This window comes from Treponema vincentii F0403, assembly GCF_000412995.1.
In the GTDB taxonomy this organism is placed as follows: Bacteria; Spirochaetota; Spirochaetia; order Treponematales; family Treponemataceae; genus Treponema; species Treponema vincentii.
Genome location: NZ_KE332512.1, coordinates 1256173 through 1275162, shown reverse-complemented (window position 1 = coordinate 1275162; position 18990 = coordinate 1256173). Strand labels below are relative to the sequence as shown.

The window sequence follows — 18990 nt, the reverse complement described above, 5'->3', positions numbered from 1 at the left end:
CTAGAGGTTCCCCTTAGATTTAATTTGCGGCGTTCCTTGCAGAAACGCCTGCGCTTCGGCTTCTTCTTCAGCTTTACAGGCGGGGCACAGGCCGGTAAGCTCTATACTGTGTGAGGTCATCGTAAAACCTGTTTCGGATAAGATTTGGTCTTCCAAATCATGAAGCGGACAGACGGCTATGTCGGCCGAAGCCTTGCAGCGGCTGCACACAATCCTGTGGTGATGCTCCGTCCCCTGCCGGGAAGCAAGCTGAAAGTACGCTTTACCGTCGGGGTGTATGCTTTTTGTTACAAAGCCGGATTCGGCAAGCGTATGCATCGTGCGGTACACTGTCGATAAGTCGATTTGCAGATCGGCGCCGCAGGCTTCATGCAGCTCTTCTGCAGAAAAAGCTCTATCTTTATCTTGAGATAAAATACCGATAATCAGATTCCGCGCTTTTGTCTTGCGCAGCTTTTTTGTAACAAGCGGATTTTCCATACTTTTTGTGTCCCGTGTATGCCTCAACAGTCGGTTACTTTTTTGCCATTTCCTAAATAATATCATTCCTAAATTAAGGAATGCCTAAATACAACGCTTCGATTATATAAAAGAACACATTTTTTTGAAAGACCTCGGAGCGGTTCTGATATAAAGTTTGCTGCGTATATTCCGATAAAAGGATAGAAAGATGCTGATTATATATTTCCCCAAGCTTTAATCGGCATTTTAGACACATTATTCATGGATCTTTTACGCGCAGGAGTTATTATGCGAAAACTTTATACCATAATTATCATGGCAGCCTTTGCTGCCGCCGTTTATGCCGGCGATCTTGCTAATTTTGTTAATTTAGGTTTTTCGGTAGACGGAACAAAGTTTGCTTTCGGTCAGTACGGCCTACAGGATAAAACCTACCGCGCGTATGCCGAAATTTACGCAGTTGATGTGGGCAGCAATAGCTTTTTGCAGAACGGTATTTTTAGGACATCTCCTTCAAAGCAAACTGAAGGAAAAGAAAGTAAATCGACCTTCCTTGCGCTGCAAAATAGAGCTCAGGTTTCGCTCAGTAAATGGGGAATTTCCGAAACGCGGCAGGGTAGGGTTCTTTACGCACAAACCGAATCGACGGAAGGAAACCAGACGCTGTTTTTCCGCGACTTTCAAACAAGCGACGAATACACAGTTATATTGAATACAACGCAAAAATCGAAAACCGACAGTTCTTTTTATTTAACGGTAGAGAAGACAAAACCGAATGGAACCAAGGTAAAAAAAGAGGTCGGCCGGCCTGATTATGTAAGAAGCGGTGTTAAGAATTATGCCGTCAAGAAAATATTGATGGATGACACCTCTCGTGCTATAGTTTTTGTCATTGAAAAAAAAGAATATTCCGCTGCAGGCGATTCATTCCGCTATATGGTTGAAACTGCTTTTATCGAATAACAAAGCGGGGAATGTCTTAAAAACCGGTTACTTTTCAGCCATCCCCGGCGAAGTTTAAAATCAAGTCTTTGCACAGCAATGATTTGGTTTTAAACTTCGTAGTTACATCTAAAAAAACTGACCAATGCGTTTACCCTGAGACAAAAGGCTGCCCCGCTATTCAAATTTTTATTTATTCGGTATATACTAGGGCATTATGAGTTCCGATATACTGATAACAGATGATCGTTTAAATTTTTCGTTAAGTCTTGTTGATTTTTTACGGGTACAGGGTCAGCGGGTAATTGTTACCTCAGATTCCGAACGGATAAAGGAAAAAAAACCGGAAAATGCGATAGGGCCGGTGATACTGTGGAACCGTCAGTCTGCGTTTTCGCTGCAATCCTTGCCGCTTCAATTTAAAAATTTACAGTTGAATGTAGAAACCGCTCTGCTGATCTTTGACGGGCAGGCATACGCCGAACTTTATTCCAACAGCGGCGTGCTGCATACCGATAAGATTGTTACGGAGCTGATTACCGCAAACATGCAGCTGGCATATACGCTCATGCGTTACTTTATCCATAAAAAATCGGGAAAATTAATTTTTGTACACCGTGATGTTTCCGGCTCGTGCGGGAATATTCCGGTTGCTGCCGCTTCGGGGGCATTTGTGCGGATGGCAGAAGCAAGTACGGCTTCGCTTGCGCAGGAAGAAAATGCCCTTTTGCAAACAATGCTTGTCCGTCTTGAAGGTGAAGACAATGCGCTTTATATCGAATGGCTGGCAGCACAAATAAATCAACCGGCATTATCGCGTATGCCCGGCAAATGGATTAAAGCCGGACAGCGCGGACTCTTTGGAAAGTAGTGTTAATATATTTTGAGGAGAAAAATAATGGACAGTAAGAGAAAGGGAGTGTCCCTGCGTTTTAAAATTTTGCTTATCGGTATAGTCTCGTTGTGTATTTTGATAATAGGCGCCTGTTCTATAATCGGTATTCAAGTATATCAGGTTAACATAAGGCAATATGATCAGACTTCGGCTCAGCAATTTTCGCTTATTGAACAAACCGTTATGCTGTTCATGCAGAATAATAAAAACACAGTGAAAATGCTTGCCGAACATCCTACTGTGCAAGTTGCCGATACAAATCTCAATAATTATACAGCTTCAAAACAAGATATCCTATTGAAAAACGTATCTAAGGGAGAAATGGAGCAAGAGATGGTAACGCTTTTTAAGCGTATTTATAACGGATATTCCGATATTGCGCAAGTTTTTTTCGGATCAAAGTGGGGAGGATTTGTCAGTTCTTGGGATGATACCGTACGCGCCGGGTTTGACCCGCGAAAACGTATATGGTACCAACAAGCCGAAACCGCCGGCGGTGATACAATTGTAACGCCTGCATATATGTCTACGATAGGTGTTCCTGTTATCTGTTTTTCTCGGCGTGTGTTATCACCGGACAGGGAGTTTATTGGGTGTGTAAGCGTTGAGGTAAAGTTGGATCAACTAACGTCGTTTATCGATTCTCTGAAAGTGGGAAGGACGGGATACGTTATGTTATTCCAAAACGACGGTACTATTTTGGCCGATCCGATGCATAGGGATTTAGTATTTACAAAGCTGGATAACAGCGGCAGCCAATATCTTGAAATTTTTCAAAATGCCGGCGAGGAGACGGAAGTTGTTACGATCGATAATGTCAGATGGCGGCTTCGTGTTTTCTCAATTGATGAACTGGGATGGAAGATAGCAATACTGATTCAGAATAATGAGATACTGGAAAGTTTTTACCGGATCGTTATTAGTATGACGGCAGTCGGAACGGGAATGCTCATTATATTTTTCTGGCTTATTTTTTTGTTTTCAAAACGGCTAAAGGGATATCTGCGGAAGCTTCAACTCATCTTTACAAAAATGGCGGCAGGAGACCTTACCGGACGGTTTTTTATTAAGAAAAATGATGAAATCGGCAGTTTGATGATCGATTTTAATACGACAATGGATAAAGTTGCCGCTATGGTTAATTCGCTGATTCGTGAATCGAAAACGATGCAGCATGTAGGGGACGATCTTTTCAATAATATGGCCGAAACGGCGAGCGCGATAAATGAAATCAGTGCAAATGTGGAAAGCATTAAGAGGCAAGCAAAAACCCAAGCAGAAAGCGTCCAAAAAACCGGTAATGTCGTCGAAAATATTATCGAACAAATTCAGCAGCTTGACCGTGAAATAGCGGTGCAAGCGGGCGCCGTTTCGCAGTCTTCGTCTTCGGTGGAAGAAATGGCGGCGAATATCACTACCATCACCCAAACGCTGGAAAAAAACAACAATTTGATAAAAGAGATGTATTCGATGACGATTGACGGGAAAAACGGTGCAAAAACGGCAAACTCGGTAGTTAAACAAATAGCGGAGCGCTCCGATGCCCTGTTGGAGGCGAGCGTCATTATTCAGAATATTGCAAGTCAGACAAACTTGCTTGCAATGAATGCCGCTATAGAAGCGGCACATGCGGGAGAGACCGGAAAGGGGTTCGCGGTTGTTGCCGACGAAATCCGCAAGCTTGCAGAAGAATCAAACGAACAAGGAAAACAAATCGGCGGCGTTTTGAAAGAATCTATCGAAATTATCCATACTTTGATAGCTGCCGGCGACGGCGCCGAAAAGACTTTTGAGAAAGTATATGAACTTGCCACTCAAATTTCCGATCAGGAAGATTTTATTACGCGCTCCATGGTAGAACAGATGAACGCGAACAAGGAAGTTCTTGTTGCAATTAAAGATATTAACACTTCCACCAATACGGTGCAGTCCGGTTCGTCGGAAATGCTTTCGGGCAGCGGAGAAGTTGCACGGGAGATGAATAAACTGGATGGATTGACGCAGGTTATTACCAATAGCATGGATGAAATGTCTGCCGGCGCCATTCAAATAAATAATGCCGTCGTAGAAGTAAATGATCTGGTACAAAAAAACAAAGAGAGTATCGGAATATTGGTAAATAAGGTGAAAGAATTTAAGGTATGATAGAAGCGGCAAAATTTACAGGCACCGTTATCTATGATGTTTTGGCAGCGGTTGACTCGCTGTATAACGGCATAGAAGCAGACCAGCAAACATGGAAAGAAAAAAGCCCGATGCAGTGCCCTGACGGATGCGGCAGCTGTTGCGTTCACTTTGAGCCGGAAGTATACGAGGCCGAGGCCTTATATCTTGCAGCGTGGATGCTGGAAAATCAGAACGAGCGGGCTGACCGTATTGCCGAAATGAACGGTGAATATTTTGCCCATCGAGACGGCTGCATTCTATTTGACCCCGATAGTCCGTATCACTGCACGGTATACGGAGGCAGATGTTTGATATGCAGGCTTTTCGGCTTTTCCGGTGATCACGGCAAAGACGGCCTCATCCGCTGGAAGCCGTGTAAATACATGCAGCCTGCGGATAAAACCTTCGATGCTCAAGCTGCGCAAACAGGGCGGCAATACGGAGAGGAAGAGATGATGCGCTTATTCGGTGCTGTTCCGCCGTATATGGGCGCCGCGTCATCGGCGCTCTTGGCATTAAACCCCGATGATACGCATCCCCGTCCGCTGCGGATTGCGCTCCCCGCTGCAATTAGAAAACTGAAAATGGTGCTGCGCTTTATAACGCCGCCCGAACCGGATTGTCCTTCGCCGCGTCCGTTGAGCGCCTAGCGGTACCGTACGTACCTTCACTTCAATCGATGATTCTTTTAGGCCTAAGCCATGCAGGAAAAACCTCCGCGGGGCGGCTTCTTGCCGAACGGCTCGGCTGCCCCTTTTACGACACCGATGAGGTTATCCGCATCCGCACCGGCTTAACGCCGCGGCAGCTCTGCCGTCAAGCGGGGATATCCGCCCTGCACGCTGCAGAAGCCGCTGCCTTGCGTGAGTGCTGTTCTTTACATGACTGCAGCGGCGTTGCCTTTGCAGCCGAGCCGTTGCGACACTCTACACCTCTGGCTCTGCCAACCGACGGCTCCGCCGAGAAACGGCAGGGCATGACTGTAGAAAACTGCGCTGTCATCGCGGCTGGCGGCGGCATTTGCGATAACGCCGAAGCATCCGCCATCATTGCAGCGATACCGCTGCGGGTTTTCCTCTATGCAGAGGAAGCGGCGCTTTTTGAACGCTTGACACACGATGCGCTGCAAACAGGGTATTATCCGGCTTTCTTACGCTTTCTGCCTGTTGACCAAAAAGCGGAAGCACGCCGGCTTTTTGCCGAATTGTATGCGCGCCGCACGGAACGGTATCGCAGTATCTGCAACCTCACCATCGACACGACCGGCTTGGATTGCGCTGCCGCCGCTCAGAAGATAGCGGAGCAATGCTGATTATCGTAAATTAATATATCTTTTGTGAGATACGGCAAACGGTAAAATTCTTATTTCTTTAAGGGTATTGCTTGTCGTTATTCATACGGAGTTACTATCAAAGTTTTGTCTACGTATTCCCCCAAAAATACATCGCTATATGCATCTATGCCTTGCTTTTTTAGTTCATCAAGAAGCCATTCTTCATCCTTCCCGATTACTTTAAGGATATCACTCTGTACCTGACCATCCGTAATAATGGGAAACTTGGGATTTTCTTCACCAGCCTGTATGATAATGAACTGCCCATTTTGTTCGACTAAAGCTCTCTTTACAGCCTTTGATGAGTAAATGCCATTTGTACGAAGTTTAAAAGCTACATCGTGAGCCGACAACCGAGCCTTCTTGCAATTTGTGATATCTATTTTGCCGTCATCGATTATAATTAACGCCTTGCCGTCTATAAGCTGCTTAGCCTTTAGATTACGTTTCTTTACCCATTTCATCGATAGAACAAAGGCGCACCAAATGCACAAAACAACAATAAAATCAGGTATTCGAACACTACTGTTGTAAATAGCGCCTCCCATAACCCCACCGAACACATAATTTATAATTTGGTCACTGGCTGATGATGGCGCTAAATTTCCTTTTCCTGATATGTTTATGATTACTACCATTGCAAAGAAGCCGATGAGCAGCTTTATCGTTACTAGTAAAAATACCCCCATATATGTGCTCCTCTATTATTTAGAAAAATTATATGGTACGCTTCCTTCATAAATTGAGCCATTATATCATTTTCTTTTTAAATGTATACAGCAAAACTCAGTAATACGTGTATCAAAGACTTTTCACTTTCCGCGAATCTGATATATAAGTTTGACGTCATAATACGGCTTTTCGTTTTTTACCGAAACTTCCAGTTTGCCGGAGTGTACCTTTCCGATACCGTTCCGCTTAAAACTTACGGATACTCCGCCGCCGTATACAGGGCCTTGCAGGTATATAAGGCGTTCCGTTTCGCTTTCTTCTTTCCGTATTGCTTGAGAGAACGAACCGCTGATGCCGCAAAAAATACCGTCGGTAATGCAAAAAGTGCTGTTTGCATTCACTGAATATTTTTTTAGGATAAACGGATTGGCGGTTCTGTCCTGCAATTCAACCGCAGCGCCGGCGGCAGCTTTTTGGAACCACCGGATACCGGTAAACCATGCCGGCTTGCTGACAAATGTTATCTCCGTTTTGACCGTATGCAGTTCATTACCGTAATCCCAACTTGCTTTCCAACGAACAACCTTGTGGTTTACCTGCGCAATCAGCCCGCCGTTATGCAGCATTGTTCCGCCCTCCATATTGAAAGCATAGAGCGTAAACAGCGAAAACAGACCGGCTTTAAAATACGGCTGCACAAATGCGGTAACCTGTTCGTTTGTGCGGGCGTCGTCCCAGTTTAAGGCATTCGCTCCGGTATAGCTGCCGCCGGTACGCACACCCACATATCGATACCAAACATCGGTTTCAGCCTGCACTGCGCCGGAGACGGTTTTATCCGCCGCATAGCTGCAAAAACCGGTTGCCGCCAACGAAACAATCGGATGGGTAAAAACGGCATTTAAGCCGAAAAGCGTGTGGTACCGCTGCCGAGCATATTCACCGTTTATATCTGAAGATATTACCGATGTACTGCTTGATTGAACCGCCAAAGTTCCGCCTGTTGCGGATTGTGCGGCAGGCGTTTTTACTTCTCTAACCAATTCCGGGATAAAAGCGGTTAGATGCTGCAGGGTAAAATTGATATCCGCTTTTTTTTGTTTCATGCGCCAGCCGCCCATAAGGCCGTACCGCATCCGTTGCTTCTTCGGTTCGGGGCTTGCAAAAAAAGCGCCGTTCCATCCGCCGCCGTATACTTCCACCCCGTATTGGACGGCCTTTTGTGCACTTCCGATACCGATGAACTGTTCGCGGGGGAATTTGAGCCCGCTGTAGGTTGCTTTCGTTTTAGCATAACCGGAAAACTTTGCTGCTTTTAAAAAACCGTCAAAAGTTAAGCACCCCGCGCCGAGAAACACCGTCGGGATGTTTTTTTCGGGGAAAGAGGTTTGCAGAGAGGCGAGGGGATACAGCCCGACACCGAAATTCTTAACCGAAAGTTCAAAATAGGGAACCGGCATCGGAGACGCAAGCTTCAGCAAGCCGATGTAGCCGTGTCCGCTTATACCTGTGGAAATGCCGGCTCCCTTACGGAGGCTGTGCGTATAGCGGATAAAATAGTCGCGCTCCGATGCGGCGGCATCCATACCGGCTGTATTGTCTTTTTGTAGGTTCGATGCGGCATTTCCACCGGAATTGTCTTCTTCCGTTTTGCTTTCGGAATCCTCATCTTCGTCATTTTCGTATTTCTCTCCGTCTTCGTCCTGCCGGCTGAATATAAAGCTGTCATCGGTAAAACGGTCAAAGAGCGATTGTTGTCCGTAACCTTGCGCGGAAAGGTTTACAAAAAGGATAACAAACATACACAATAGGGTCGGCATACGTCTGATGCCGGAATAAAATCTTGTAACACTCATACTCTTGTTATGCGACTTGCGCAGCGTTTTGGCCGCAAATTTTTTATATTTTTTGAAAAAAACTTAAAATAATATGAAAAAACTTGTGGCTCCTCAAAGCTTACTTTGCGACAACGCAGATGCGCCGTCTATTTTCAAAAGGTGAGGAATTGACAGAGTTTTAATAGATAATGATAATAAGCGCTGCACAATTAATAATCGTTTTACCGCTCGTGCGGCCATATCCGTTTTAGTATTGAGGAGAAACTATGAAAAAACAACTCGGTTTGCAGAAACGCCTGATTATTATTTTTGCAATATTTATCGTTACGGTATCGATTTTGCAGACCGTTCTTGCCGGCAGTATCGTCAGGCGGGCAATTACCGCAAAAGTTATGGAATTACTGCAAAACAAAGCGATTACGACTGCCGAAAAAATCGAACAGGAAATGAAGGGGCTTTCATTTTGGCTTGAGGGAGTAGCCGGTTCTCCTATCCTGTTCGATGAAAGTTTAAGTATTCCCGAACGGCTACAGGAAATAGACTTCCTTATGAAACGGCAGCCATCCGTAAAAAGCTATGGTATGGCCGGTATGGACGGAAAACTTATCCGTGCCGACGGCAGCAGTTTCTTTTGCGGGAATGAATCGTGGTATAATACCGTTATGAACGGGATTCCGTTTTTATCCGAACCTTTTCCGGCAGGGAAAGATGTTTTCCTTATGTCGTATGCAATCCCTATGTACGGGAAAGATCAGAAAATTGCAGGGTTCTTTTCGATCGATATAGACGGACAATATCTTTCAAATATCTGTAAAACGGTTACCGTCGGCACAAGCGGTTCCGTCTTTATTGTCGGAACAAGCAGGAGAGTTATAGGGGATACCGACTTTAGCCGAGTTGCCGCACAAATTTCCATCAGAGATGCGGCCGCAAATGATAAGGATATGGCTTCGCTGTCAGCTCTGGTCGAATCGGTATTTAGATCGGATGATGTTGTAAGCGGTTCAGGTTCATATAACGGGGAAACGCAATTTGTGGTGGGAAAAAAGATGAACACCGGCTGGGTTGTGATGCTGCGTGCCCCCGAAAAAGAATTTTTAACCGATGTACGGACATTAAATCGGTGGATGTATCTTATCGGAGCAGCAATGCTGATTATTGCGGCTATCGTAGTGTATTGGCTGTCGCACCGGATTATCAGGCCGCTCGTACGTGTGGCTGCGGCGCTAAAAGATATTGCGCAGGGTGAAGGAGACTTAACCGTTACCTTACCGCTAACGGGGTTGGATGAAATCCGTAATCTTTCGGAATATTTTAACGAAACAATCGGAAAGATTAGAACGGCAATTCAATCCGTTGATAAAAATGCCGGTGCGATGACAAAGATAGGCGATGAGCTTGCGCAAAATATGTCGGAAACCGCCGGCGCTGCAAATGAGATAAGCACCCATATTGAAGATGTAAAACGAAAGATATTTACGCAAGCGTCAAGCGTTACCGAAACGTCTGCAACAATCGAAGAAATCATCAAAACCATTAAGCAGTTAAACGGTAGTATTGCGACTCAAGCGGCGAGTGTTGCGGAATCTTCTTCGGCTATCGAAGAAATGGTTGCAAATATTGCCTCTATTACCAAGACACTGGAAAGAACGGACGAATCGATTAAATCGCTTGCCTCTGCAACTTCCGACGGTAAAGAAACGCTGCACAGTTCCAATGCCATTACGCAAAAAATTGCGGAAGAGTCGGGCAGCTTAATTGAAGCGAGCGGAGTTATCCAGCATATTGCGAGTCAAACAAACCTGCTTGCAATGAATGCGGCTATTGAGGCTGCCCATGCAGGGGAAGCCGGCAAGGGATTTGCCGTTGTCGCGGACGAGATCCGCAAGTTGGCCGAAGATTCCGCAACGCAGGGAAAAACCATCTCGACAACGCTTAAACAGTTCGGCACGGAAATCGAAGGACTCTCCAATTCGGCTCATACGGTTGAAGAGAAGTTCAATGCTATTTTTAATTTGTCCGAACAGGTTAAGATGATGAGTAATCAGCTGACCGAAGCAATGCGCGAACAAGAAAATGCCAGTAGGGAAGTACTGACCGCAATCAAAAATATCAATACGGTTACGGTTGAGGTCAACAACGGTTCTGCGGAAATGCTGAAGGGCGGCGAAAAAGCTGCAAAGGAAATGGCGATTCTGGACGACCTTACCCGCGTTATCACCGGCAGCATGGATGAAATGACTTCAGGGGCGTCTTACATCAATACCTCCGTACAAGAGGTTAACCAGATTACGTTGCGTACTAAAGAGAGTATCGCCGCTCTTGCTGCAGAGGTTTCTAAGTTTAAAGTATAGGGCATCGCTAAAAACTCGGTTGGATTTTTAGAGGTTCCCTATAAGATTACGCGGCTTGCGTGGGGCTCTATTCTATTGGCGGATAGACTTTTTTTTTGTATATTTATGTTGAATAAATATAAGGAGAGGATCGCATTATGAAGCTTTACAGTAGAAAACAACTTATTCTTTCCGCAGCTGTTGTCGGATGTTTTATTGCGCTCGCCGCCTACGGTGCGGGCTTTTATTTAGGACACGGAAAAACACCGCAAAGCGACAGTGCTGCTGAGCTTGAAGCTTTGGCGGACAGCGGTTCTGCCGCCGGTCAACAAAGCGGTGTACAAACTGTGGATGCCGGTAATAGCGCCGCCGCTGTTTTAGAACCCGCGGAATCGGCAAGTCCTTATTTGACAAATACTGCCGAACCGGCGAGCCGCTATACGGCTGAAGAAAAGCAAAATATTTCGGTATACGAAAACACGAACGATGCGGTTGTCAACATCACCACGGAAACGGTCGGCGTGAATTGGTTCCTTGAGCCGGTTCCGCAAGAGGGAGGTTCGGGCTCGGGTTCGATTATCGATAGCCGCGGCTACATCTTGACCAACACGCATGTTATCGAGGATGCAACAAAGATATTCGTGTCGCTTTCGGACGGCAGTCAGTATAATGCAAAGGTTATCGGGGTAGACCGCGAAAACGACCTTGCGGTGCTTAAATTCGACCCTCCTGCAAACACCCAGCTTACAACGATAAAATTCGGCGATTCCGACGGGCTCAAGGTTGGGCAGCGGGTTCTGGCAATCGGAAATCCGTTCGGTTTAACCCGGACGCTGACGGTCGGTATTGTGTCCGCTTTAGGCCGCCCGATTCAAACCGATAAAAACATCATCATCAAAAATATGATTCAAACCGATACGGCCATCAATCCCGGAAATTCCGGCGGGCCGCTTCTTGACTCCGACGGTAAGATGATCGGCATCAATACGATGATCTATTCCACGTCGGGCAGTTCCGCAGGTGTCGGTTTCGCGGTACCCATCAACACGGCAAAACGAGTTGTCTCCGAAATTATCAGATACGGAAAGGTGCGGCGCGCATCCATCGACGCGGAACTGGTGCAGCTGAATGCTTCGATTGCAAACTATGCAGGGCTTTCGGTGCAGCGCGGCTTATTGGTTTCCCGCGTTCAAAAGGACAGCAATGCCGAAAAGGCAGGGCTCCGCGGAGGTTCAAACGCCGTCCGTTACGGTATCGGGAAGCGCGCTGCGGTTATCTACCTCGGCGGCGACATTATTACGGAAATTGCCGGTCAAGCGGTTAATAATCTCAGCGAATACTACGCTGTGTTGGAAGATAAAAAGCCGAACGAAAGCATTTCGGTAACGGTGCTGCGCGGCAATAAGACCGTAAAACTGACACTTACCCTGTCGGAACGGAACGACGAGTAGGGCATGGCAAAAAAGAAAGCCGGCGGGCGGATATTCCGCTGCAGCTCCTGCGGGTACAGTCAGCCGAAATGGCTTGGGCGCTGTCCGGGCTGCGGCGAATGGAATACCTTTGAGGAGCAGTTCCAAGAGGCGGATTTTACCCCCGGCTTTGCTTCGAGCGCCGTCTCCGTGCGGCAAACGGACGAAGCGCACCCCGTCCCGCTTGAACAGGTTGAGGTGCATGATACCGCCCGCATCACTACCGGTATTTCGGAATTTGATAGGGTGCTCGGCGGCGGCGCGGTAAAGCGTTCGGCGGTATTGATCGGCGGCGAACCCGGTATCGGAAAGTCGACATTACTGATGCAAGCGGCCGCAGCGGCCGGACAGCGGACGCTTTATGTGTCGGGGGAAGAGTCCGCCGGACAGATACGCGGCAGGGCAGACCGGCTGGGGGTTCCGCTTAAAAACATCGAATTACTCTGCACTAATTCGGTGGAAAATATCGAAAAAGTATTAAACAATATCAATCCTCTTGTCGTTATCATCGATTCGGTACAAACCCTTTTTTCTCCTCAGGCAGGAACCATCCCGGGCACCATCAATCAGCTGAAATACTGCGCCAACGAATTGGTGCAGTGGGTAAAGGAACGGGATGCGGTTCTCTTTCTTACTGCGCATGTAACAAAGGAAGGCATTATTGCCGGGCCGAAAGTGTTGGAGCATATCGTCGATACCGTTATCTCTTTTGAGCGGAACGAAGACGATGTCCGCTTTCTCCGTGCTCTTAAAAACCGCTTCGGGTCGGTGGACGAGCTGGGGATTTTCAGGATGGATGAAAAAGGCTTGGCTGTCGTGCAGGATCCTGCCGCCCTTTTTATTATTCAGCGGCAAGGCGAGCTTCCCGCCGGGTCTGCCACCGTGCCTGTGTTTGAAGGTAGCCGCGTGTTTATGGTAGAAATTCAGGCTCTTACGGTACCTGCGAAGGGCACGATGACGCGCGTTTTCTCCGACAAGGTGGATTCCGCACGGGTTAGCCGCGTCGCCGCCGTACTGGAAAAGCGGATAGGCCTGCGGTTCTCCGATCAGGACATCTATATCAATGTCGCCGGCGGTATTAGACTGCGGGAACCGGCAATCGACTTGGCCTTGGCGCTTGCGCTCTACTCCGCGCGGACGGACATCCCCGCGCACAAAAACGAAGCGTTTATCGGAGAATTAAGTCTTGCCGGTGAAATCCGTCCGGTGCGCCGCTTAAAACCGCTGATTAAAACCGCGCAAAGCCTCGGGTTTACCCAGCTTTATGTTCCGGCAGCTGCCGGCGACGGCGACGAGCCCGAACCTGCAATACAAGGAGTTTCCCGCGTAGAAAACCTTGCCGAGACAATTAAACAAGCATTCGGCTCCAGAAAGATGTAATGTACACCGGCTTGACAAAATAAGGTGCGGCATATACCTTCTTTATTAGGAATACAATTCTTAAAGGAGAAGGTATGAAAAAAGAATTCCGATTCACGGCATTGGCAGTAGGTATCCTTTCCATTATTGCAGGTATCTATATGTTTATCAGTCCGATTACCAGCTTAGCATCGTTTTCACTTTTTTTCGCAGTGATTATGTTTATAAACGGTGTTTATGAAATTATTCATTATTTTGCAGATAGAGAAGATCATATCTTCATTGTTTTGCTCAATGGTATCCTGACTATTCTGCTTTCTATTCTTGTACTGTCCAGTCCTCTATTTGCAGCTGCAACTCTTATTCCGTATTTATTCGCGTGTTGGATATTGTTTAGCGGTATTACACGTTTTATTATCAGCTTTAAAATTCGCTATATAACCAGAAGGGGTGGTTTTTATTTACTGTTAATCGGTATACTGGGCATAATCTGCGGAATAGTCATGCTGATGCATCCGCTCTTTACCAGTTTGTTCGTAGCGTACATGATCGGCTTTAACTTTATATACCACGGTATCATCAGTATCGTTTTATTCTTTAGAGGCCGGTAAGTCATAAGCGGTCATTTATCAACTGATGTAAACCTGTGTGCATCAGTTGATAGTAGCCCTGTTTACAGCGTGATACGGAAGCCTCATATTTAGGATTCACGATTTATTAAGACGAAATTAAGAAAATTCTTCCCCACCCTGCAACACTTCCAGTATTTTTTCTTTATCTTGCGCGGCGGAAAATTCCTTCAAAGAATGCCCGTCCAAATAGAGGATTTTGTTGCAGGCTTCCATCAAAAACTCATAATCATGCAAAATAATGATGACGATTTTTTGCCGCTCTCCGCTTGAAAGTTGAAATAAGTTCTTACCGGCTAAATTCTCCCCGTTAATGGAACGCAGCGCTTGTTCGGTCTCTCTAAAATATGCGTACGTTCAACTCCGTAATTTTCCAGTCCAAACGCAATTCCGTCCTCGACGATTTCCGCAAAAAATTGACTTTTCGGATTTTGAAAAATTGAACTGACCTTCCGCCCGACTTCATACAGTTCTTTTTTACGCGGATCGATACCGGCAACCGTGATTTCACCGTCTGCGTGTTCTTTCATTACCATATCGAATTTTGACGCATGAATATCGTTAAACATAACGCTTACACCTGAAAAGATCTGATATGCCGTTATATAGCACACACCTTGATTGTGCGTTTTAATTTTATGTATCGTTCCGCCGTCTATTTCCTTAATTCTTTTTATATTTCTACCGTACAGATGATTAAGATAATCCATGGTGTTTTAAGTCCTTTGCAACTCTTTAAGGTATCGATAAAACTGATCGTGCAGTTCCTTCATTTCATCGCGGGCGTTCATCGAGTGGCGGTACATAAAGATATGCGCAAAGCGGCTTTTAAAAATCGGCGTTAAAATACTCTGCAGTATACCGACGGGCAGAAGTCTGAAAAGGTGCATTTTCGGCGGAGAAAGCTTTACGCCGGAACGGTACAGTTTTTGAAAATTACTTTTGATTTGCCGCGCGGTTTCGTTCATTACATTCGGCTCTTTCCAAACCGCTTCGGAGTTCTCTGCTTTGTAATACGCATCGGCGAGCGGAACAACCAGCGCCAAATGGCATATCTGCCATGCGTGCATATCTTTTACGATTTTGTAGGGAACTCCCGCCGTCTTAAAAACAGCCGCCAGTTTTTTTAAACGCTCCGTTTTACTCCCGTCGATTTCGGCGAATGTCGTAGCCTGAATAAAAGGCGGCGTAAAGTCCGCTTTAAGCACTCCATTTTCATAGCTTCCGCCGGCTCCGGGAAATGCGGGAATAATGCGCCCCCTGCCGCACAGATTCTCCCAGCTGCCGTAGAGCTCAAGCGTATTCACCATCGTAACGATGTTTGCACTGTTGTTGAACTTGAGTTCTTCGAGCGCTGTATGTACTTGATTTTCCCGTACCGTTAAAAAGATAAAATCATAGATGTCGCCGTTTTGCAATGTGCCGATAACTTTAACATCCGCCTTATACGTTTTACCGTTTTTTTCGTACTGCAATCCGCGGCGTTTGAGCACTTCAAGTTTGTTCCCTCGTGCGTACACGCTCGTATCATAACCGGCTTTACTGAATGCGGCGGCATACAAACACCCGATTACACCGGCACCGTAAATTAATAGTTTCATTTTCCGCCGCGATCCAGTGCATGGGCATGAAAGTCAATGCATGTTGTTTTTGTTGTTGTAACGGTATTCATAGTATATCTCCCCTGCTATTTTAATTGAGTAATCTATTTTATGTACTTAGGCTTGATATTGATAATATACTTTATCAGTATCTCTTATACTTTCGATTATAATCGAAACATCAACTAAAACAAACAAGTATTTCGACTGTAATCGAAAGTGTGTTTATGGCGATCTTACAAAAGATTTTCTTCCCATTCTTTTTCTTTAAAGCCGATTAGGATTTTATCTTGTGTAATAATCAGCGGTCTTTTAACAAGCATACCATCGGATGCCAAAATAGCATACATCTCATCATCCGTCATACCGGGAAGTTTATCTTTAAGCTGTAAACTTTTATACAGTAAACCGCTGGTGTTAAAAAACTTTTTAAGCGGCAATCCGCTTTGTTGATGCCATGTTTTTAATTCTGCAGCAGAGGGCTTATTCTCGTTGATGTGCCGTTCGGTATAATCAATGTGATGATCGTCAAGCCATTTTTTTGCTTTCATACAAGTTGTACATTTAGGATAGTAAATAAAAATCATTGCGAATCCAAGTATTATTTTGAGTTATTCAATCTGTCTCCTACAGTTTTATAAATCTTTAATTTGTCTCTTTTGCCAATACTCCAAATTTCGACAATCTCTACTTTCTCCGGAGTAATGAGACGATAAACAATTCTTACACTTTTGTTACAAGCGACATATATTGACTTAAAATGTCTTTGTTATAAAATATCGGTATGAAACATATATATATGAAGGTGCTGCCGTTTGCGGCGGCGCTGATTCTTATTTTCTGCGGAAGCTGCTCAAGTAAGGACGAAATTAAACCGCTTACCCAAGGGGGTAGTATGGAATTGACAAGTACGGGCTTTGCCGACGGCGAAAAAATGCCCCAAGAATTTGCAAAACGCGGAGCGAACCATATTCCTCCGCTCGGAATCGGAGGAGTGCCGGAGGGTACAAAGAGCCTCGCGATTATCGTGCATGATCCGGATGCGCCGCTTCCGGGCGGATTTTACCATTGGACACTGTGGAACATTCCGCCGCAAACGGCGTCGATCGGAGAAGGTAATGTGCCGCCGGAAGCCGTCGAAGGCGAAACGAGTTGGGGGACGAGCGGCTACAACGGACCGCAGCCGCCGTTCGGTACGCACCGTTATATTTTTTATCTCTATGCGCTCGATACGGAACTTAGCCTTCCGGCTGGCAGCGGTGTAAAAGAACTTAAAGCTGCGCTTAAAGGGCACGTAATCGAAACGGCCTCGCTTACGGGTATGTTTGGGGCTAAGGATAACCCTTGACCGAAGCACTGAAAAGTGCGGCAGCGGGTATTCCGGAATTCCCGCCGAGTTTTCAAACTGCCCATCAAATAAAAAAGGAGATTCCAAAAGCCTTTTGCTTTGGAATCTCCTTGTGTGTTGCTTTTAATCTTAAAGCGGCGGTTCTTAGCTCTGATATGCCTTCAGCATCCATGCTAATTTTTGATATTCTTTAGTATAGCCGTTGAACATATCAGCCGTTACGCCGTCGCCTTCTTTTTCGGCAAGTTCGACGATTTCTTTCGAATCTTTAATCCAATAGTTGGTATCGGAAACGAGAGCGTGGATAACCGCATCGGTCGATTTGGGACCGTCTTCCAATTCTTTAATCGTTGCAATAGCCAGCGCTTCTTTCATGCTGGAAACGGGGTTACCTCCGAGCGCAAGAATGCGTTCCGCAACTTCATCGAGAATTTCGTCCGCTTCGTCGTACAATTCTTCAAGTTTTGCATGAAGGGTAAAAAAGTGGCTTCCCTTCAAGTTCCAATGTAGGTTATGCTTTTTGACATAATCAACCAGTTGATTGGCAAGATACAGATTTAATTTCTTTTCCATTTCTTTGGTCATAATTGTCTCCTATTTAAAAGATGTATTTTTTGCACTTCTAAAGAAATGCATTATCACCATCTCATTTAAGATACTCAAAAAAACGGCAATCGTCAACAAAATTCGTCGTAATAAGGCTTATATTTTGTGTAATAATTAGAGTTCTTTAATAAGCACACGAGCCATAAATTATGTAAGCGGCAGGTGATCGATTGGCAAAACGGCCTTTTTTGAGCGTGCGTAGCTTTGCAGCCAGCGCTTTACTGGAATAGTCCAATCATTTTCATGGGCGCCCTCTAAGAGAAGGCGTTCAAACATAAAATGAATGTGTGCTCGCACTTCTTGTTTAGTCTGCTCGGAAAGCGTTTCGTCGTCGGTAAACAAACTGTTGATAATATCAACTCCTGCGCTTATCGTAAATCGATCTTTGAGCACATACAGCATCATATACATTGCTGCAGGAATGCAATTTACGCTATGCTGTTTTATATACAATACGCTTTCGATAATATGCCGGGCGCCTTCTTTTAATTCTTCCGTATAGAATTCTCGTTCTTCTTGGGTAAAATCATCATGCTTAAAAACTTCGGCATAATAAACCGATGCAAGAACAACGATAGAAACGTGCAGACTTGGAACGCACAGCAAATGAGGGTCTAAGGCATGAATCATTTTGAATGCTTTATCCGCTTTATAATCGGGGCGGTTTGTAGTCGTCATACAGAATCGGTATACCCTTGCCGCTCCTGAATACGCTTGTTCAATAAGCGAAAGATACTCAGTGCAGTACGGTAATGCTTTTTTTATTCCAATTCGCCGGAACAAAAAAGTCATCGGCCTAATCCAGAAATTCGTAAAATTCAAATAAATTTGTACTTTGCCGGGTGTAAAAGGAATTAGGTCGTCCAGAGGATGCGAGACGTCCAAAATGGGAATAGTTTTAAAGTGCCATTTTACCGAAAACTGCAGCCAGAAAAAATCGCGTACAACGGTACGTAAAAAGCGGAAAAGTACTTTTGCACTTTTAAGCCGGAAAGGAATAATCAAATACGGAAGAAACACACCGCAAGAGTCGATTGCCGGTATAGAGTCTTTTTTCCTTTCGGCAGTATCTTTTACCATAGGCAGCTATTGTACCGAAAAGCAAAACCCTATACAAGACATCGCATTGCATCAAATTATAGGGAACCTCTAAAAACTTCAATTGTAGATATCTTTTATTACGAGTCTCGCACATCTGCATCCGTTTTTAAAGCCGAAAACTCTAAATGTGTCACAATAGCCCACTGTTTATCAAACATCTGAAAAATCCGATAATCCTTTTCTTTAAAATCGCTCATATAATGTATCTCCTCAGATTCCGTTTATCATATTACCCA

General features: G+C 45.3%; 19 protein-coding genes. 10 read left to right on the top strand and 9 right to left on the bottom strand.

The window, feature by feature from the left end:
- Positions 1–480 carry a Fur family transcriptional regulator gene (locus HMPREF1222_RS05730; protein ID WP_016518599.1) on the bottom strand — a complete coding sequence of 160 codons (480 nt, stop codon included), beginning with the start codon at positions 478–480 and terminating at the stop codon, positions 1–3.
- Positions 481–750: 270 nt separating this feature from the next.
- On the opposite strand from HMPREF1222_RS05730, the gene HMPREF1222_RS05725 reads away from it, so the two are divergent.
- The 5 genes from HMPREF1222_RS05725 to HMPREF1222_RS05705 all read left to right on the top strand — a co-directional run bounded on the left by HMPREF1222_RS05725 (position 751) and on the right by HMPREF1222_RS05705 (position 5777).
- Positions 751–1425, top strand: coding sequence for a DUF2259 domain-containing protein (locus HMPREF1222_RS05725; RefSeq protein ID WP_016518598.1), 675 nt, complete (start codon positions 751–753; stop codon positions 1423–1425).
- A gap of 196 nt (positions 1426–1621) precedes the next feature.
- A complete protein-coding gene (locus HMPREF1222_RS05720; RefSeq protein WP_006188672.1) occupies positions 1622–2275 on the top strand; it encodes a hypothetical protein in 654 nt (217 codons plus the stop codon).
- 27 nt (positions 2276–2302) lie between these two features.
- Positions 2303–4444, top strand: a complete 2142-nt coding sequence (locus HMPREF1222_RS05715) for a methyl-accepting chemotaxis protein (protein ID WP_016518597.1) — start codon at positions 2303–2305, stop codon at positions 4442–4444.
- Positions 4441–5115, top strand: coding sequence for a YkgJ family cysteine cluster protein (locus HMPREF1222_RS05710; protein WP_016518596.1), 675 nt, complete (start codon positions 4441–4443; stop codon positions 5113–5115). Before HMPREF1222_RS05715 ends, HMPREF1222_RS05710 begins: the two co-directional genes overlap by 4 nt.
- A 29-nt stretch (positions 5116–5144) precedes the next feature.
- Positions 5145–5777 carry a shikimate kinase gene (locus HMPREF1222_RS05705; protein WP_016518595.1) on the top strand — a complete coding sequence of 211 codons (633 nt, stop codon included), beginning with the start codon at positions 5145–5147 and terminating at the stop codon, positions 5775–5777.
- Positions 5778–5854: 77 nt separating this feature from the next.
- Here HMPREF1222_RS05705 and HMPREF1222_RS05700 read toward each other — a convergent pair whose 3' ends face one another.
- A complete protein-coding gene (locus HMPREF1222_RS05700) occupies positions 5855–6487 on the bottom strand; it encodes a DUF421 domain-containing protein (RefSeq protein WP_016518594.1) in 633 nt (210 codons plus the stop codon).
- A 123-nt stretch (positions 6488–6610) separates the two neighbouring features.
- The gene (locus tag HMPREF1222_RS05695; protein WP_244870121.1) at positions 6611–8326 is read right to left on the bottom strand and encodes a hypothetical protein; all 1716 of its coding nucleotides are present in this window, start codon (positions 8324–8326) and stop codon (positions 6611–6613) included.
- 248 nt (positions 8327–8574) lie between these two features.
- Between HMPREF1222_RS05695 and HMPREF1222_RS05690 the strand changes: the two genes are divergently transcribed.
- From HMPREF1222_RS05690 to HMPREF1222_RS05675, 4 genes are all read left to right on the top strand, one after another.
- Entirely contained in the window at positions 8575–10662 is a 2088-nt protein-coding gene (locus HMPREF1222_RS05690; RefSeq protein ID WP_016518592.1) for a methyl-accepting chemotaxis protein, read from the top strand.
- Between the two features lie 137 nt (positions 10663–10799).
- Entirely contained in the window at positions 10800–12092 is a 1293-nt protein-coding gene (locus HMPREF1222_RS05685) for a S1C family serine protease (protein ID WP_016518591.1), read from the top strand.
- A 3-nt stretch (positions 12093–12095) separates the two neighbouring features.
- Positions 12096–13490, top strand: a complete 1395-nt coding sequence (radA, locus tag HMPREF1222_RS05680) for a DNA repair protein RadA (protein ID WP_016518590.1) — start codon at positions 12096–12098, stop codon at positions 13488–13490.
- A 74-nt stretch (positions 13491–13564) separates the two neighbouring features.
- Positions 13565–14080, top strand: coding sequence for an HdeD family acid-resistance protein (locus HMPREF1222_RS05675; protein ID WP_006188662.1), 516 nt, complete (start codon positions 13565–13567; stop codon positions 14078–14080).
- Between the two features lie 117 nt (positions 14081–14197).
- On the opposite strand, the gene HMPREF1222_RS05670 is transcribed toward HMPREF1222_RS05675, so the two are convergent.
- From HMPREF1222_RS05670 to HMPREF1222_RS05655, 4 genes are all read right to left on the bottom strand, one after another.
- The gene (locus HMPREF1222_RS05670) at positions 14198–14314 is read right to left on the bottom strand and encodes a hypothetical protein (protein ID WP_016518589.1); all 117 of its coding nucleotides are present in this window, start codon (positions 14312–14314) and stop codon (positions 14198–14200) included.
- An 80-nt stretch (positions 14315–14394) separates the two neighbouring features.
- Entirely contained in the window at positions 14395–14808 is a 414-nt protein-coding gene (locus HMPREF1222_RS05665; protein WP_016518588.1) for a P-loop NTPase family protein, read from the bottom strand.
- 6 nt (positions 14809–14814) lie between these two features.
- The gene (locus tag HMPREF1222_RS05660) at positions 14815–15699 is read right to left on the bottom strand and encodes a ketopantoate reductase family protein (RefSeq protein WP_016518587.1); all 885 of its coding nucleotides are present in this window, start codon (positions 15697–15699) and stop codon (positions 14815–14817) included.
- A gap of 236 nt (positions 15700–15935) precedes the next feature.
- Positions 15936–16286: an arsenate reductase family protein gene (locus HMPREF1222_RS05655; RefSeq protein WP_016518586.1), complete on the bottom strand. Its 351-nt coding sequence runs from the start codon at positions 16284–16286 to the stop codon at positions 15936–15938.
- A 197-nt stretch (positions 16287–16483) separates the two neighbouring features.
- Here HMPREF1222_RS05655 and HMPREF1222_RS05650 point away from each other — a divergent pair, with 197 nt between their 5' ends.
- A complete protein-coding gene (locus HMPREF1222_RS05650; RefSeq protein WP_244870119.1) occupies positions 16484–17047 on the top strand; it encodes a YbhB/YbcL family Raf kinase inhibitor-like protein in 564 nt (187 codons plus the stop codon).
- Positions 17048–17191: 144 nt separating this feature from the next.
- Here the strand turns inward: HMPREF1222_RS05650 and HMPREF1222_RS05645 are convergent, their stop codons facing one another.
- Together HMPREF1222_RS05645 and HMPREF1222_RS05640 are read right to left on the bottom strand one after the other, a co-directional pair.
- Complete coding sequence (locus HMPREF1222_RS05645) at positions 17192–17632, bottom strand: Dps family protein (protein WP_016518584.1); 441 nt, start codon at positions 17630–17632, stop codon at positions 17192–17194.
- Positions 17633–17800: 168 nt separating this feature from the next.
- Positions 17801–18733: a hypothetical protein gene (locus tag HMPREF1222_RS05640; protein WP_016518583.1), complete on the bottom strand. Its 933-nt coding sequence runs from the start codon at positions 18731–18733 to the stop codon at positions 17801–17803.
- Positions 18734–18990: the final 257 nt, after the last annotated feature.

Coding starts and splice junctions, on each gene's coding strand:
- HMPREF1222_RS05730 (WP_016518599.1), bottom strand. CDS start 480: ATGGAAAATCCGCTTGTTACAAAAAAGCTGCGCAAGACAAAAGCGCGG.
- HMPREF1222_RS05725 (WP_016518598.1), top strand. CDS start 751: ATGCGAAAACTTTATACCATAATTATCATGGCAGCCTTTGCTGCCGCC.
- HMPREF1222_RS05720 (WP_006188672.1), top strand. CDS start 1,622: ATGAGTTCCGATATACTGATAACAGATGATCGTTTAAATTTTTCGTTA.
- HMPREF1222_RS05715 (WP_016518597.1), top strand. CDS start 2,303: ATGGACAGTAAGAGAAAGGGAGTGTCCCTGCGTTTTAAAATTTTGCTT.
- HMPREF1222_RS05710 (WP_016518596.1), top strand. CDS start 4,441: ATGATAGAAGCGGCAAAATTTACAGGCACCGTTATCTATGATGTTTTG.
- HMPREF1222_RS05705 (WP_016518595.1), top strand. CDS start 5,145: ATGATTCTTTTAGGCCTAAGCCATGCAGGAAAAACCTCCGCGGGGCGG.
- HMPREF1222_RS05700 (WP_016518594.1), bottom strand. CDS start 6,487: ATGGGGGTATTTTTACTAGTAACGATAAAGCTGCTCATCGGCTTCTTT.
- HMPREF1222_RS05695 (WP_244870121.1), bottom strand. CDS start 8,326: ATGAGTGTTACAAGATTTTATTCCGGCATCAGACGTATGCCGACCCTA.
- HMPREF1222_RS05690 (WP_016518592.1), top strand. CDS start 8,575: ATGAAAAAACAACTCGGTTTGCAGAAACGCCTGATTATTATTTTTGCA.
- HMPREF1222_RS05685 (WP_016518591.1), top strand. CDS start 10,800: ATGAAGCTTTACAGTAGAAAACAACTTATTCTTTCCGCAGCTGTTGTC.
- radA (WP_016518590.1), top strand. CDS start 12,096: ATGGCAAAAAAGAAAGCCGGCGGGCGGATATTCCGCTGCAGCTCCTGC.
- HMPREF1222_RS05675 (WP_006188662.1), top strand. CDS start 13,565: ATGAAAAAAGAATTCCGATTCACGGCATTGGCAGTAGGTATCCTTTCC.
- HMPREF1222_RS05670 (WP_016518589.1), bottom strand. CDS start 14,314: ATGGAAGCCTGCAACAAAATCCTCTATTTGGACGGGCATTCTTTGAAG.
- HMPREF1222_RS05665 (WP_016518588.1), bottom strand. CDS start 14,808: ATGGATTATCTTAATCATCTGTACGGTAGAAATATAAAAAGAATTAAG.
- HMPREF1222_RS05660 (WP_016518587.1), bottom strand. CDS start 15,699: ATGAAACTATTAATTTACGGTGCCGGTGTAATCGGGTGTTTGTATGCC.
- HMPREF1222_RS05655 (WP_016518586.1), bottom strand. CDS start 16,286: ATGATTTTTATTTACTATCCTAAATGTACAACTTGTATGAAAGCAAAA.
- HMPREF1222_RS05650 (WP_244870119.1), top strand. CDS start 16,484: ATGAAACATATATATATGAAGGTGCTGCCGTTTGCGGCGGCGCTGATT.
- HMPREF1222_RS05645 (WP_016518584.1), bottom strand. CDS start 17,632: ATGACCAAAGAAATGGAAAAGAAATTAAATCTGTATCTTGCCAATCAA.
- HMPREF1222_RS05640 (WP_016518583.1), bottom strand. CDS start 18,733: ATGGTAAAAGATACTGCCGAAAGGAAAAAAGACTCTATACCGGCAATC.